The 14,976-nt window shown below is 74.0% G+C and carries 13 protein-coding genes; 9 read left to right on the forward strand and 4 right to left on the reverse strand.

Annotation, left to right across the window (positions count from 1 at the left end; genetic code table 11):
• The 3 genes from E1266_RS03865 to E1266_RS03875 form a co-directional block, all read right to left on the reverse strand.
• The coding region (locus E1266_RS03865; RefSeq protein ID WP_132043788.1) for a CaiB/BaiF CoA-transferase family protein at positions 1 to 1,055 on the reverse strand (1,055 nt) is incomplete at its 3' end.
• Positions 1,056 to 1,123: 68 nt separating this feature from the next.
• Positions 1,124 to 2,179, reverse strand: a complete 1,056-nt coding sequence (locus tag E1266_RS03870) for a phosphotransferase family protein (RefSeq protein ID WP_132043790.1) — start codon at positions 2,177 to 2,179, stop codon at positions 1,124 to 1,126.
• Positions 2,176 to 3,204, reverse strand: coding sequence for a hypothetical protein (locus E1266_RS03875; RefSeq protein WP_132043792.1), 1,029 nt, complete (start codon positions 3,202 to 3,204; stop codon positions 2,176 to 2,178). The genes E1266_RS03870 and E1266_RS03875 overlap by 4 nt, the downstream gene beginning before the upstream one ends.
• Positions 3,205 to 3,403: 199 nt before the next feature.
• Here E1266_RS03875 and E1266_RS03880 point away from each other — a divergent pair, with 199 nt between their 5' ends.
• Positions 3,404 to 4,414, forward strand: a complete 1,011-nt coding sequence (locus E1266_RS03880; RefSeq protein ID WP_132043794.1) for an MBL fold metallo-hydrolase — start codon at positions 3,404 to 3,406, stop codon at positions 4,412 to 4,414.
• A 174-nt stretch (positions 4,415 to 4,588) separates the two neighbouring features.
• On the opposite strand, the gene E1266_RS03885 is transcribed toward E1266_RS03880, so the two are convergent.
• Positions 4,589 to 5,788: an ABC transporter substrate-binding protein gene (locus E1266_RS03885; protein ID WP_132043796.1), complete on the reverse strand. Its 1,200-nt coding sequence runs from the start codon at positions 5,786 to 5,788 to the stop codon at positions 4,589 to 4,591.
• 289 nt (positions 5,789 to 6,077) lie between these two features.
• On the opposite strand from E1266_RS03885, the gene E1266_RS03890 reads away from it, so the two are divergent.
• From E1266_RS03890 to E1266_RS03925, 8 genes are all read left to right on the forward strand, one after another.
• On the forward strand, positions 6,078 to 6,944 hold the full coding sequence (locus tag E1266_RS03890) for a branched-chain amino acid ABC transporter permease (protein WP_132043798.1): 867 nt from the start codon (positions 6,078 to 6,080) through the stop codon (positions 6,942 to 6,944).
• 2 nt (positions 6,945 to 6,946) lie between these two features.
• Complete coding sequence (locus E1266_RS03895; protein ID WP_132043800.1) at positions 6,947 to 8,821, forward strand: branched-chain amino acid ABC transporter ATP-binding protein/permease; 1,875 nt, start codon at positions 6,947 to 6,949, stop codon at positions 8,819 to 8,821.
• A complete protein-coding gene (locus E1266_RS03900; protein WP_132043802.1) occupies positions 8,818 to 9,555 on the forward strand; it encodes an ABC transporter ATP-binding protein in 738 nt (245 codons plus the stop codon). The genes E1266_RS03895 and E1266_RS03900 overlap by 4 nt, the downstream gene beginning before the upstream one ends.
• Positions 9,556 to 9,660: 105 nt before the next feature.
• Positions 9,661 to 10,800, forward strand: a complete 1,140-nt coding sequence (locus E1266_RS03905) for an acyl-CoA dehydrogenase family protein (RefSeq protein WP_243718216.1) — start codon at positions 9,661 to 9,663, stop codon at positions 10,798 to 10,800.
• On the forward strand, positions 10,797 to 11,756 hold the full coding sequence (locus tag E1266_RS03910; RefSeq protein ID WP_132043804.1) for an acyl-CoA dehydrogenase family protein: 960 nt from the start codon (positions 10,797 to 10,799) through the stop codon (positions 11,754 to 11,756). Before E1266_RS03905 ends, E1266_RS03910 begins: the two co-directional genes overlap by 4 nt.
• Positions 11,753 to 12,697: a TIGR03619 family F420-dependent LLM class oxidoreductase gene (locus E1266_RS03915; protein WP_165965915.1), complete on the forward strand. Its 945-nt coding sequence runs from the start codon at positions 11,753 to 11,755 to the stop codon at positions 12,695 to 12,697. The genes E1266_RS03910 and E1266_RS03915 overlap by 4 nt, the downstream gene beginning before the upstream one ends.
• An 88-nt stretch (positions 12,698 to 12,785) precedes the next feature.
• A complete protein-coding gene (locus tag E1266_RS03920; RefSeq protein ID WP_165965916.1) occupies positions 12,786 to 13,805 on the forward strand; it encodes an acyl-CoA dehydrogenase in 1,020 nt (339 codons plus the stop codon).
• On the forward strand, positions 13,805 to 14,962 hold the full coding sequence (locus E1266_RS03925) for an acyl-CoA dehydrogenase family protein (protein WP_132043810.1): 1,158 nt from the start codon (positions 13,805 to 13,807) through the stop codon (positions 14,960 to 14,962). Before E1266_RS03920 ends, E1266_RS03925 begins: the two co-directional genes overlap by 1 nt.
• Positions 14,963 to 14,976 lie beyond the last annotated feature (14 nt).

Below are 14,976 nucleotides of genomic sequence, written 5' to 3' on the forward strand. Positions count from 1 at the left end.
GCCGACGGGGGCTCGGGGAGCCGGGTCGGTGTGCGGGAGAAGCGGGGCGCGGGAGCGGCCTGGGTGAGCCCATCGCGGGTGACGGTCGTGGCGCGCGCGGCGACGTGCGGATGGCCGGGTGCCTCGGCGAAGGAGAGGACCGGCGTGACGCAGGCGTCGGTGTCGGCGAAGGTCTTCGCCCAGTCGTCGCGCGTCCGGGTCGCGAACACCGCGGCGAGGGCGGCCTTGAGCTCCGGCCAGCGCTCCCGGTCGTTCTGCGCCGGCAGCTCCGCGTCCGCGAGGCCGAGCCCCTCCAGGAGCGCGGCGTAGAACTGCGGCTCGATCGCACCGACCGCGACGTGACGGCCGTCCGCGCAGGTGTAGGTGTCGTAGAACGGGGCGGCCCCGTCGAGCAGGTTGGCCTCGCGCTCGTCGGCCCAGGCGTCCTGGGCGAGCAGGTTCCAGACCATCTGCGAGAGCAGCGCGGACCCGTCCACCATCGCCGCGTCGACCACCTGGCCCCGCCCGGACCGCTGGGCCTCCCACACCGCGGCCAGGACGCCGATCACCAGGAGCATGGAGCCGCCGCCGAAGTCCCCGACGAGGTTGAGCGGAGGCACGGGACGCTCCCCGGCGCGCCCGATGGCGTGCAGCACACCGGTCAGCGAGATGTAGTTGATGTCGTGGCCGGCGCGCCGGGCCAGCGGACCGTCCTGGCCCCACCCCGTCATCCGCGCGTACACCAGCCGGGGGTTGCGGGCGCGGCAATGCTCCGGGCCGACCCCGAGGCGTTCGGTCACTCCGGGGCGATAGCCCTCGAGCAGGACGTCGGCCCATTCGGCCAGCCGCAGCACGTTCTCCCGGTCGGCGGGGTCCTTGAGGTCGGCCGCGACGCGCCTGCGGCCGCGCAGCGTGGGATCCCGGTCCGCCGCTCCGATCTGGAGGCCGCCCGACGGGCGGTCGACCCGGACGACGTCGGCTCCCAGATCGGCCAGGATCATCGCGGCGTGCGGCCCGGGACCGATGCCGGCGAGCTCCACGACCTTCAGCCCGCTGAGGGGTCCTTCTCGATGCACTACGGCCTCCCGGTTGTTTGGGTGAGTCGGTGGAAAGCGGCGCCGGCACGGGCCTGAGGGCGCAGCGGTCAGTCCTGGTCGAGGTGCGCTCGCGCCAGGTCGGTCCACTGGTCGGTGGTGGAGGCGAACCGGCGCGGATCCTCCCCGCCGTCCATCGCGCCGGAATCGAACCTCATCGCCGTGCGCAGGCACAGGCACGCCAGCCGCCAGGCCGCCAGCGAGCGGTAGAGGCTCAGGCGGCCGAGGTCGGCGCCGGACATCCGGGCGTAGACCGCGACCGCCTCCTCCTCGGTGACGGAACCGGGCGCCGCGGTCGGGACCGTCGCGCCGAGCATCGCGCCGGGCGGCGGGTTCCAGTAGTTCAGGAGCATCCCGAGGTCCGCCAGCGGCTCTCCGAGCGTGACCAGCTCCCAGTCCAGGACGGCGCGGACGGAGCCGTCCGCGCCGGTGATCGCGTTGCCGAGCCGGTAGTCGCCGTGCACGATCCGGCCGCCCGCGTCCCGCGGCAGCCGCTCCGCGAGCTCGGCCCCCAGCCGGGCGAGGCGCGCGGTGCGGCCGCCGTCGAGCGGGGAGTCCAGCGCCTCCAGATCGGCGAGGACGGCGCGGAAGCGGCGCAGCTGCCTGCCGTTGTAGTCGGCGCGCGGGCCGAGGTCCCCGAGTCCGACCGCGTCCGGATCCACCGCGTGGAGCTCGGCGAGCACCGAGACGATCTCGATGGACGCGCGCCGCAGGCCGCCGGGGGCGAGCACCTGCCGCGCCTGCTCGGCGCGGTCGAGCACGAAGCCATCGACGAAGTCGGTGACATGGCAGGGCACGCCCAGGGGGTCCGCCGCGCCGCCGGCCATCCGGACGCGGGGCACGGGCACGGCGGTGTCCCAGAGCGCCGCCATGGCGCGTGCCTCGCGCGCGGCGTCGTGGGCGCGGCCGCCGGAGTGGCCGGCGGGGGCGTGGCGGAGTGCCCACGCGTGCCCGGCCCGGTCGGTCATGCGGTAGGTGAGCATGCTGTAGCCGCCGGCGATCCGGTCGAAGGCGAACGGAGGCTCCGCCTCGGGCAGGCCGGCGCGGAGCCAGTCCGCGACGTCCCGGGGGACGTGGTCGGACAGCGGGGGAGTGGTCGCCGTCATGAGGGCCCGGCGGTCTGCCGCATGCCGAGCGGGAGGCCGTCGACGAGCTGGTCGAGGATCTCGACGACGCCGAGCCCGGTCCGCCCGTCGTCGGTCCTGAACTCGTACGCCGAGTAGCCGATCCGGGTGTCCAGTGCCGCTCCGCCATCGTCGCGGCGGTGGTGGCGCAGGGGGAAGAAGCGGTGGGGCGTCCTGGCCGTCGCGGTCAGGGTCACCGGGCCGTCCGGGGTCGACAGCGCGATGACGACCTCTTCACCGAAGCCGTCGCCGGTCCAGCGGACGCGGACGTCGCGGAGGCCGGCCTCGGTGAGCGCGCCGTCCTTGACGAGGGCCGCCTCCCTGGTCGTCCCACCGCTGCGGCGCGCCACGATGAGCGCCATGACCTGCGTCCCGTCGTCCAGGTTCGCGATGGCCCAGCGGTACCAGTGCGGACCGGCCCAGTCGCGCGGCCCCCACGAGTGGTCGCGCAGTCCGCGCCCGTCGACCTCGACGCGGCGGCCGTCCACGGTGACGGTCCCCCGCACCGCGATGAACTGCTCGAAGTGCCCGAGCGCCATCGACTCCTCGACGTAGTTGGCCGGGTCGTCCCCGTTCGTGCCGAACGGCGGGCCGTGGCCGCGGACGTCGAGCTCGATCCGCACGTTGCGTCGGGGCGCCTCGCGGAACGCCGCCGACGGGGTGGTCAGCACGCGCGGGTCGGCGAACGACGCGAGCCGCCCGTCGAAGGCCAGCCGCTGCCGCCGGAGCGGCTCGACGATCTCGAAGGCGAGGTCGCCCGCCGTGAGCCCGCGGGGTGCGGCCGCGGAGAGGCGCCGGTAGTCGAAGAGCGCCTCGCCGGGCAGGAACAGCATCACCCCCGCCTGGGCCGCCGGCCGGTTCTCCTGGATGGCGACGCGGAGCCAGCCCACCACACCGCTCTCCGGACAGGCGAAGTTGTAGTAGGTGCTCTCGTTGTACGCCGGGTCGTCGTCGGCGCGGTGCCGGTACTCGTGGTGCGGTTCGATCTGCTCGACGAACATCGACACGGCGGGCCTCCTAAACCAACTGTTTGGTTGACAACCTAGGAGAGGGTTCGCGCTCGGGTCAAGGTGCCAGTGGACTGGGGAGCTGGGCACATGGCGGAGGTGAGGCCGATGACGCCGTCCACTAAACTAACCGGGCAGTCGGTTATGTCTGGGTCATGCCCGGGGTCGTCGGCGTATCGCCGGAGGGGGAGGTCGCGTGATGGGCCGTCATGAGTGGGCGCACACCGGAGTCGAGGAGGTGGCGCCCGGGGTGCACCGGATCCCGCTCCGGATGCCGGGTGACGTGCTGGCGGCGACCAATGTCTACGCCATCGTCGGTGCCGATGGGATCGGCCTGGTGGACGGCGGCTGGTTCGCCGAGCCGGCGTGGCGGGACCTGGAAACGGGGCTGGCGGCATTGGGCGCCGGGACCGGGGACGTCAGGGCGGTCGCGGTGACCCATGCGCATCCCGACCACTACACCCTGGCGGTGGAACTGCGGCGCCGCACCGGCTGCACGACGTACCTGGGCGCCGGCGAGCGGGAGACGGTCGAGGCCATCGGCGGCGGCGGCCACGGGCTCGCCGACTTCGCCGCCTCACTGGACCGCTGCGGCGTGCCGGCGGAACTGGTCGAACGCCACCTGAGCGCCCAGGGTGATCCGGCCCTGTACGAAGCCCCGTCGGAGTGGCTGTCGGACGGCGACGCCCCGCCGGTGGGCGGCGTCCGGCTGGACGCCGTCGCCACGCCGGGGCACACCCGCGGGCACTTCTGCTTCGCCGACGACGAGGCCGGGCTGCTGTTCACCGGTGACCATGTGCTGCCGCACATCACGCCCTCGATCGGGTTCGAGCCGGTCGACGACCGGCACCTTCCGCTGGCCGACTACCTCGCGTCCCTGCACCGCGTCCGGTCCCGCCCGGACGCGGCGCTGCTCCCCGCCCACGGCCCGCCCGGTCCCAGCGTCCACGCCCGTGTCGACGAGCTGCTCGACCACCACGAGGTCCGGCTCGCCCAGTGCGGTGACGCGCTCGCGGAGGGCGCGCGCACGGCCTACGAGGTGGCGGCGCGGCTGCCGTGGACGCGGCGCCTGCGCGCGTTCTCGGAGCTGTCCGGCTTCGACCAGCTCATGGCCGTGCACGAGACCCGCGCCCACCTCGCGGTCCTCGATCTGCGGGGCCGGGTCACGGCGAGGGCGGACGCCGACGTCGACGTCTACGAGCCGGCCTGACCCCGCGAGCGGCGGCCGCGGCGCTCTTCCCGCGGCGGAGCATCGGCGAAGCGCCCGGCGCGACGGTGCGCGGCCCCCCGGCTCCCGGCGCGTCCCGACCGGCCTGCCTCTGGAAGAGATGACGAGCGGGGCACCCCCGGGAAGGGATGCCCCGCTCGCCCGGGGTCGGCCGGCTCAGCCGGCCGGGACGACCATGCCGTCCTTGACCGGGCTGTACGGCACGAAGACGAAGTCCTCGGGCGTCACGTCGGGGAAGTGGTTCTCGCTGGAGAAGCCGACGGGCATGACGTAGTTCGGCATGTCCTCGGGCTTGGCGTTCTCCACCGCCTTGGCCATCTGCTCGGGGTCGAAGCCCCCCGCGAGGTCGGCGGCGTACGCGGCGAGCATCACGTCGTCGTACGCCACGAGGTAGGTGTTGATCGGGAACGGCAGCTTGCCGCCCGCCTCCTTGAGCACCGCGTCGTAGAAGGTCTTGAACGCCTTCGACTCCGTCTGCGGCGTGCCCTTCACGTTCGCGGCCAGCTGCTGGAACTCGATGCCCTCGAACGCCGACGGGTCGGCGATGTCGGCGAGGTTGTTGGCCGAGAAGGTCTGGGCCGAGTACGTCGGGATGTCGACGCCGAGCTTGGTCCGCGCCGAGACCACCGCGGCGGCGCCCGGGAAGTAGCCGGCGAAGACGAGCGCGTCCGGCTTGCCGGCCAGGGCCTGCTGCAGCTGCGCCGTCGCGTCCACCGCACTCGGCGGGACGCCCACGAAGGTGGCCTTGATGCCGGCGTCCTCGAAGGCGGGCTTCGCCACCGCCTCGAACGCCTGGCCCGAGGAGTCGTCGGAGTCGACCACGCCGACGCTGGCGTGGCCCTCCTCCTTGAGCTTCTGCACGAGGCTCTCGGTGTAGTCGGGGATCGTGTGCGCGTTGCCGAACACGAGCGGGTACTTCTTCGGGTCGTTGAAGGTGTTCGCCGTGAAGTGCTGGGACACGAACACGCCGGCGTTGGCGAGGATCGGGATGCCCGCGGGGATCTCGGCGGCGCTGCCGGGCAGGACCGCGTGCGGCTTCCCGCCGCTCAGCAGTTCCTGGAGCTTCGCGGCCAGCTGGTCCGGGCTGCCGGCGTCGTCGGTGATGCTGACCTCGAGGTCCTTGCCGAGCACGCCGCCGTTGGCGTTGACGACCGCCACGGCGGCCTTGTTGCCGACGGACATGGCCTGGCCCACGGGGGCCACCGGCCCGCTCAGCGCCTGGAAGATCTCGATCTTCATCGGGCCCGCGGCCGATGACGTACCGCCGTCACCGCCCTCGCCGGAGTTCCCGCACCCGGAGGCGGCGAGCATCGCGACGGCGGCGGCCGCCGCCAGTCGAGTCCAGTTCGACCTCATGGGCCAACCCCTTCTGATTCATACAAATGATCATATACCTCTATATGATTCGAGATGTGACCGTAGCCACATCGCGGAAGCGGAGTCAAGGTCTGCGGCCCGGTGAGCAGGCAGGGGTCGTTCTCCGGCCGGGTCGGCGGCCTGATCAGCGCTCGGCTCTCCACGGCGCCGGTCCCGTCCGGTGGGGGTTGCGTTAATGATTTAGTTGATTTAGACATAAGGCGCGGCATATGGTGCCGCCACCAGCGCGGTCCGGCGACCGCGGAACCGGCGTACGGCAGGGGCTCTGATGACGATCGTGTGGGCGGGGTTGTCGTTGGGCGCGGTCTACGCGCTCATCGCCATCGGCTACAACATCACGATGACGTTCGGGGGCGTCTTCAACCTCGCCCACGGCGCGTTCGTGGTCCTCAGCGCGTTCTTCTCGTGGTTCGTCATCGTCGACCAGGGCTGGCCGTGGTGGACCGCGGCGCTCCTCGGGACGGCGGGCGGCGCCCTCCTTGCGGGGATCGAGGAACTGGTCGCGGTGCGCCCGGTGCTCCGGCGGGAGAACGGGCACGCGCTGCTCGTCACGACCGTCGGCGCGTTCGTCGTCATCGAGGGGATCCTGATGGCGACCTGGGGCGAGGAGCCCAAGTCGATCCCGTTCTTCGGCGGTCAGGAGGCGCTGACCCTGCTCGGCGGCCGGGTCGCGCGGGTGGACCTCTGGCTGATCGCCGCCGCGGTGGCGATCGGGGTCGGGCTGCACCTGTTCTCCCGCCGCAGCCTCTGGGGGCTGGCCGCGCGCGGCGCGACCACCGACCCCGCGGCCGCCAAGCTGCGCGGCGTCAACGTCGCCGCGCTGCGCACCGGCGCCTTCGCGCTCGCCGGGGCGCTCGCGGGGCTGCTCGGCCCGCTCATGACGCCGAAGACGGGCGCCAGCGTGAGCATCGCGATCACCCTCACGGTGTTCGGCTTCGTGGCGCTCGCCGTCGGCGGCTTCGGCAGCTTCCTCGGATCGATCGTCGGCGGTCTCGTCATCGGGCTGGTGCAGAGCTACAGCAGCCGGTACCTCGGGGTGGAGTATCCGCCGCTGCTCCTGTTCGCGCTCCTGCTGGCGGTGCTCGTCGTGCGGCCCACGGGCCTGTTCGGCCAGCGCGGCCTGAGGGCGGTGTGACCATGGCGGCGGACAGGCTTCGTTCACTGCTGACCGGGACGCCCCTCCTCGCGGTCCTCGGCTTCCTCGTCGTCCTCATGCTCCCCGCGATGGGACTCGACTTCTACTGGCAGCGCCAGGTCATGCTGATCGCGGTCTACACCCTGATCTGCAGCGGGCTCAACCTCAGCTTCGGGTACGCCGGCGAGCTCGCCCTGGGGCAGGTCGCCGTGTTCGCGTCCGGCGCGTACGTCGCCGCGGTGCTCTACAACCACGGCCACACCGACATCCTGCTCGCCTTCCTCGCGGCGGCCGCGGTCGCCGCCGTCGCGGGCCTCATCTCGGGGGTGCCGGGCCTGCGGCTGAGCCACTGGTCGCTGGCGCTCGTCTCCTTCTTCTTCATCCTGCTGATCCCCAGCCTGGTGTCGATCTTCGAGGAGCAGACCGGCGGCAGCGCCGGGCTGCCCGGGGTTATCGGCCCCACGCTCTTCGGCCACCAGCTCCTGGGCGCGGACTTCTTCCGGCTCGCGATCGCGGTCACGTTCGTCTGGATGCTGGTCTTCCGGAACATGGTCGTGTCCCGGTTCGGCACCATGCTCCGCGTCCTCGCGTCCAGCACCACCCTGGCGGAGACCATGGGCGGCTCGGTCTACCGGCTGCGCCTGCAGGCCTACGTCCTCGGCGCCCTGCCCGCGGGGGTCGCCGGCGTCCTCTACACGTACATGACGGGCTTCATCAGCCCGGAGGCGTTCACGATGACGCTGACCATCGCGTTGCTGGCCGCCACCGTGCTGGGCGGCGCGGACAGCGTGTGGGGGGCGCCAGTCGGGGCGGCCGTCCTGGTGCTGGGGCCGCTGCAGGCGGCGTCCTTCGAGCAGTACTCGACCGCGGTGTACGGCGGCTTCCTGGTCGTCGTCGGCGTCGCGTTCTCGGCGGGCCTGGCCGGCATCAGCCGGCGGCTGCTCCGGGGGTTCGAGGTGCGCCGGCTCAAGCGGCGCCCGGCCGCGGACGCCCCCGAGGCCGGGGCGGGGAAGGGCGAGCTCACGATTCCGGGCGAGCAGCTCAAGATCACCGGCGTCACCAAGGCCTTCGCCGGCCTCAAGGCGCTGAACGGGGTCGACCTCACCGTCGAGCCCGGGACGGTCACCGCCGTCATCGGCGCCAACGGCGCGGGCAAGACGACGCTGCTGAACGCGGTGTCCGGGGTCCTACGCCCGGACACCGGAAGCATCGCCCTCGCCGGCCGGGAACTCACCGGGCTGCGGGCCGGCAAGGTCGCGCGCGTGGGTGTCGGGCGCACCTTCCAGACACCGCTCATCCCGTCCGGCATGTCGGTGCTGGAGGTCGTCGAGACGGGACGGCTCCGGCACGGCGGCCTCGGGCTGATCGGCGCCGTCCTCCGGCTGCCGCCCTTCTACCGGGTCCGCAGGCAGGACCGGGAGGCGGCCCTGGCCGCGCTGTCGTTCGCCGGGCTGGAGCACCGTGCCCAAGAGAGCGCCAACTCGCTGCCGCTCGGCACCCGCAGGCTCCTCGAGGTCGTCCGCGCGGTGGCTGGCGAGCCGCACATCCTGCTGCTCGACGAGCCCGCGGCGGGACTCGACGACGACGGCCTGCACGAGCTCGCGACGCTGATGCGGCGCACCCGGGACGCGGGCGGGACGGTGGTCCTGGTCGAGCACAACGTGCCGTTCGTCATGGACATCGCCGATCACGTCTTCGCCATGGAGCTGGGCGAGGTCATCGCGTCCGGGACGCCGGAGGAGGTCCGCCGCGACCGGCGGGTCATCGACAGCTACCTCGGCCGCCGGGGCGGGGACCACGGACCGCCCGGGGCGGCGGGGGATCCGCCCCCGTCCGCCGAGGAGACGGCATCCAGCGGGACGGAGGTCGGGTCATGAGCCGCCCGGTCGAGAACGGACCGAAGCTCGAGGTCTCGGGCCTGTCGGTCGCCTACGGTGACCTGGTCGCCGTCTGGGACGCGTCGCTGACCCTCCGCTCCGGGAGCGTGACGGCCCTCGTCGGCCGCAACGGAGCGGGCAAGACCACGCTGCTGTCGGGCATCTGCGGGCTTCTGCCCATCCGGTCGGGGACCGTGGCGCTCGACGGCGAGGACATCGGCTCCCTGCCGCCCTGGCGGCGGGTCGCCAGGGGACTGTCGGCGGTCCAGGAGGGCAAGCGGGTCTTCCGCGACCTCAGCGTGCGGGAGAACCTGGTGCTCGGCCTGCGCGGCGGCGGCGTCCGCCGCGCCGCCCTGGGCACCGAGCTGGACACCCTCTACGAGCGGTTCCCGATCCTGGGGGAGCGGCGCGCGCAGCGTGCGGCCGACCTCTCGGGCGGCCAGCAGCAGATGCTCGCGATCGCCACCGCGCTCGCCGCCAGGCCCGCCGTCCTGCTGGTCGACGAGCCGTCGTCGGGACTGGCCCCCGTGTTCGTCGACCTGGTCTTCGAATGCCTGGAGCGGCTGCGGGACGACGGCCTCGCCATCCTGCTCGTCGAGCAGCTCGTCGAGCAGGTCCTGGGCGGGATCGCCGACGAGGTCATCGTGCTGGAGCGCGGGCGCGTCACGCTGCGCGGCTCGGCGGCGAACCTGTCGGTCGAGGACGTGGCCGAGAGCATCTACTCGTCGGGCTGACACCCGGGCCGGGCGGCAGGCGGGCATCCGCTCGGCGTCCCGCCCCGCTTGCCAAATCATCTAAATGATATAGACTTAATCTTCCAACGGAGAAGGAGCAGGGGCGTGGACGTGGAGATGGACGAGCGGGCCGAGGAGCTCCGCGCGCGACTGCGCGCGATCCTCCGCGAGCTCCTTCCGGACGACTGGGCGGGCCCGTTCTCCGAGGACCCGCGCGTCCGGCTCGTCACCCGCCGGGTCATCGACCGGCTGGTCGCGGAGCGCCTGCTGACCATCGACTGGCCGGAGGAGTACGGCGGCGCGGGGGCCACGCTGTGGGAGTCGGCGGTGCTCCGCGAGGAGATGTGGGCCCACCTGGAGCCCCGCGGAGCGCAGTACATGGGGCTCAGCTGGGTCGGCCCGACCATCATGGAGTTCGGGACGGAGCCGCAGAAGGCCAGGCACCTGCGCCCGATCGCCGCCGGGGAGGTGGTCTGGTGCCAGGGCTTCAGCGAGCCGGAGGCGGGGAGCGACCTCGGGTCGCTGTCGCTGCCGGCGGTCCCGGACGGCGACGGCTGGCTCGTCCGGGGCCAGAAGATCTGGACGTCGTACGCGACGCTCGCCGACTGGTGCTTCCTGGCCGCCCGCACCACCGCCCGCGAGAGCTCGCAGACCGGGGGCGTCACGATCTTCCTGGTCCCGATGGACCGGGCCGAGATCAGCGTGCGCCCGATCGCGTCGATCATGGGTCCGCAGCACCTGAACGAGGTGTTCTTCGACGACGTCCGGGTCACCCAGGAGGACGTGCTGGGGGAGGTGGACGACGGCTGGGCGGTGATCCGGTTCGTCCTCGGCCACGAGCGCATCGGCATCCCGAGGTACGCGCGGGACGAGCGGCTGCTCGCCGAGCTGGGCGCGGTGGAGGCCACCGCCTCCGGCGGCCTGGGCGAGGACTTCGTCACCGCCCTGGTGCACGCCCGCACGGCGAGGCTGCTGAACCACCGGGCCGTCGCCCGGCGGGAGGCCGGCGGGCTCACCGACCGGATCGCGTCGGGGGCGCGGATCGCCTCCATCGAACTCGACCAGGAGGTCGCCGGGCTCGTCCTGGACGCCCTCGGAGCACCGGGGCTGCGGCCGAACGGGGACGGGGTGCTCGGCCACGCCGAGGACGTCTACCGGTACGCGCGCTCGGCCACGATCGCCTCGGGCACGATCGAGATCCAGCGCATGCTGGTCGCGCGTTCCCTGATGCAGGACGCGTCGTGAAGCGGGAATGGGCGCCGGCGGCGCTCGCCCTGCGGGACGCGGTGCGAGCGGTCCTGGCCGATCACGGCGGGGTCGAGCTCGCGCGGTCGGCCGAGGAGCGGCCGGGGGTCCGCGCCGACGACCTGCGGCCGGCGCTGGAGTCGGTCGGGGTGCTGGACCTCGACCCGCTCGGCGACGCGGAGGAGTCGGAGGCGGCGATGCTCGCCGTCAGGGCGTGCGGCGCGGTCGTCGCGCCATGGCCGGTGGCCCGCGCCCTCAGCGTCCCCGTCGAGTGGCGGGCGCACTGCCAGGCGATCTACGTCGTCGACGGCCCGGTCTCCCATCTGGACCACGCCGACCTGTTCGAGAGCGCCGGGGCGGTGCCGCTGGGCGGTGACCCGCCGCCGCGGGCCGTGGCGCCCACGGGTTCCCGGAGCCGGGCGCCGCTCGACCCCTTCGGGGTCCCGGTCGAGCTCCGCGGACCGGCCGGCGCGGCCGCGCTGCCCGACCGCGCGCTGCTGATGTCGTTCGTCCTCGACGGCTTCTGGGTGGCGGGCGCGCTGGAGACGGTCGCGCTGCAGGCGGCCGGGTATGCGGGGACGCGCCGCCAGTTCGGCAAGCCGATCGGGCGGTTCGGGGAGATCCGGTGGCGGCTGGCCGACATCGCCGTCGCGATGGACGGCCTCGACGAGCTCGCGACCTACACCTGGTTCCAGGTGCACCGGGGCCGCGCGACGCTCGCCGACGCCCTCGCGCTGCGGCTCGGGATGCTGGAGGCCGCGGACTCCGTGCTGCGGCACGCGCACCAGGTGTTCGGCGCGATCGGGCTCTGCGAGGAGCACGACCTCACCGTCCTGGACCGGCACCTGGCCCCGGTGCTGCTGCGCCCGGCGGGCCTGAGCCGCACCCGTTCGCTGCTCCTGGAGGCGGTCAACCGGCACGGTTTCCGCGGCACGTTCGACGTGCCCCGCCGGTGACCGGGGAGCGGGCGGCCCCGCAGCTCACCCTGGGGATACGCAACTACGCCGCCACGCCGCCGGAGAGCTGGCGCCACGTGCTGGACCAGGCCCGCGCCGCGGAGGACGCCGGGCTGGACCGGGTCTTCGTGAGCGACCACGTCGTCTTCGGCTCCGACCTCAGCGCGTACGGGGACCCCTCCAGCGGCGGCAGGGCGGGCGGCCGCCAGCCGACCGGCCCCGACGGCGACTGGCTGGAGTCGCTCACCGTGCTGGCCTCCCTCGCGGCGGTCACGTCCCGCATCCGGCTCGCCACCAACGTCCTGGTGGCGCCCCTCCGGCCGCCGGTCCTGCTCGCCAAGGTGGCCGCCACGATCGACGCGCTCAGCGGGGGACGGCTCGAACTCGGCGTCGGCATCGGCTGGCAGGAGGCCGAGTACCGCGCCCTCGGCGTCGACTTCGCGCGGCGGGGGCGGCTGCTCGACGAGCTGCTCGCCGCCTGCCATGAGCTGTGGACCAGCCCGGTCGCCGCCTTCGAGGGCGGGCACGTGCGTTTCGCGGACGTGCACATGATGCCCAAACCGGTGCGGGCGGCCGGCGTGCCGGTGTGGATCGGCGGCTCCGTCAGGCCGGTCGTGGCGCGCCGGATCGTCCGCCACGGCGTCGGCTGGATTCCGTGGGGCGTCACCGCCGAGGAGTTCGCGGGCGCCCTCGCCGAGATGCGGAGGCTGGTCGAGGCGGAGGGCGGGGACTTCGGAGGCGTCCAGGTCGCCTACCCGCTCGCCAACGCCTTCACGTCCCGCGGCCGGGTCGACTACCCGGCCATGTTCGCCGGGGCCGCTGCGCTGGCGGAGCAGGGCGTCACCGACTTCCGGACCCTGCTGCGGGTCCCCCGCCGGTACGACGAGGCGCGCTCGATGCTCGACGAGATGGTCCGGGAGTTCGCCGATGCGGTCGGCTGAACCCTTGTCAACCGACCGTACGGTTGGGTATACAGATCGGAACGCACCCCGCTGTGCGCTGCACGAAGACCGAGGCAGGGAGGGCCGGGTGGACCTGGAACCGACTCCGGAGCAACGCGACACCGCCGCGACCTTCGAACGGGTGCTCGCGCGCGAGTCGTCCGCCGAGCGGGTGCGCGCCGCCGAGGACGCCGGCTTCGACCCGGCGCTGTGGAAGGTCCTCGCGGCGACGGGCGCGGTCGGGATCGCCGTCCCCGAGCCCGCCGGCGGCACCGGCGCCGGTCTACTCGAACTCAGCCTCGTGACCGAGGCCGCCGGGCGGCACCTGGCGTGCGCGCCGCTCGTCGAGGCGGCCTCCGCGGCGATGCTCCTCGCCGCGGTGGAGGGGCAGGAGGCGCGGTCCGCGCAGGCCCTGGCGGGAGGACCCCCGGTGGTCCTCTGCCCGCGGCCGGCGGCCGCCGGCACCGCGGTGCTGGTGCCCGGAGGCGGAGCGGCGCGGGGCGTGGTCGCGCTCGACGGCGGCGACCTCGTCCTCGCGCAGGGCCCGCCGGCCGCGCCGCTCGGTGACCTCGGCTTCCTGGCCTGCGCCGACCGGCCGCTCGGCGGCGGGACCGTCGAGCGGACCGTGCTCGCCCGCGGCCAGGAGGCGCGGGACCTCTTCCGCGCGGCGGCCGGCTGGTGGCGCCTCGGCACCGCGTCGGTGCTGGTCGGGGTGGCGGACCAGGCGCTCGCCGTCGCCGTGGACTACGCCGGGACGCGCGAGCAGTTCGGGGTCAGGATCGGAACCTTCCAGGCGATCCAGCACCTGCTCGCGGACGTGGCGATGGCCGTGGACGGCGCGCGGCTGCTCGTGCGCGAGACCGCGTGGCGGCACGACGAGGGCGACGCGGGGTGGCGCGACGCCGCCGACATCGCCTTCGCCCATGCGGCCGAGACCGCCGTCCGGTCCGCGGAGGCGTGCCTCCACGTGCACGGCGGCTACGGCTACACGCTGGAGTACGACGCCCAGCTCTACCTGCGGCGGGCGAAGGCGCTCCAGCTCCAGGGCGGAGACCCCGAGGCGATCTGGGCGTCGATCGGCGCCGCGACCATGAGGAGGGCGGGCTGATGGACTTCGCCGCCGGCGCCGAGGCGGAGGCGCTCCGGGCGGAGGTGCGCGCCTTCGTCCGCGAGCACCTCACCGCCGACGTGCTCGGACGCGTCGCGGCCACCGGCGACTACCACGACCGCGAGTTCCATGCGGCGCTCGCCGGCCGGGGCTGGGTGGGCGCCCACTGGCACGTCGAGGAGGGCGGCCGCGGCTGGGACCGCGCCATGACCGACCTCATCTACGAGGAGCTCGCCTCGGCGGGCGCGCCGACCGAGGGTCTCGCGATCACGCAGATCGTGGGGGAGGCCGTCCGGCGCGTCGGCACCGCGGAGCAGCGGCGGCGGCTGCTCCCGCCGATCTGCCGGGGGGAGCTGCTGCTCGCCCTCGGCTACACCGAGCCCGGCTCGGGGTCCGACCTGGCCTCGGTCCGGACCCGGGCGGCCCGCGACGGCGCCGGGTGGGTGATCAACGGCCAGAAGATCTTCACGACGCTCGCCGGCGAGGCCGACCACGTCTTCCTCCTGGCCCGCACCGACCCCGGCGCGCCCAAGCACGCCGGTCTCACGCTGTTCCTGGTCCCGACCGCCGCCGAGGGCTTCTCGGTGGCACCGATCTTCACGCTGAGCGGCCAGCGCACCAACGTCACCTACTACTCCGACGTCCGCGTCGGCGACGAGGCGCGCGTCGGCGCGGAAGGGCAGGGCTGGGAGATCGTCAACGTCGCCCTCGCCTTCGAGCGCGGCGGCGAGTTCGCGGCGCAGCTGCGCCGGCTGGTGACGGCCGCGGTGACCTGGGGCCGCGACCGGGACGCCGGCGCCGGGTTCCACGCCCGGCTCGGCCGCGCCGCCGCGTCCGCCGAGGTCGCCCGCCTGCTGGGCGTGCAGGCGTCGTGGTCCCGCTCCAGTGCCGCGGCGGGAGCCGTCGAGGGGACGATGGCCAAGGTCTACGGCACCGAGGCGCTGCTCCGCGAGAGCCGTGCGCTGCTCGACGCGACCGGCGTCGAAGGGCTGCCGAACCGCGGCGCCGCCGGCGCGGCGGCCGCCGGCGAGCTCCAGCATCTCTACCGCGAAGCGCAGATCGCCACGATCTACGGCGGCACCTCCGAGGTGCTGCTCACCCTCATCGCCCAGCAGCGGCTCGGGCTGCCGCGCGGGCGGCGCTCCACCGGGGCGTAGCGGCCGGGCACCCC

The sequence above is a fragment of the Actinomadura sp. 7K534 genome, assembly GCF_004348575.1.
Classification (GTDB): Bacteria; Actinomycetota; Actinomycetes; order Streptosporangiales; family Streptosporangiaceae; genus Spirillospora; species Spirillospora livida.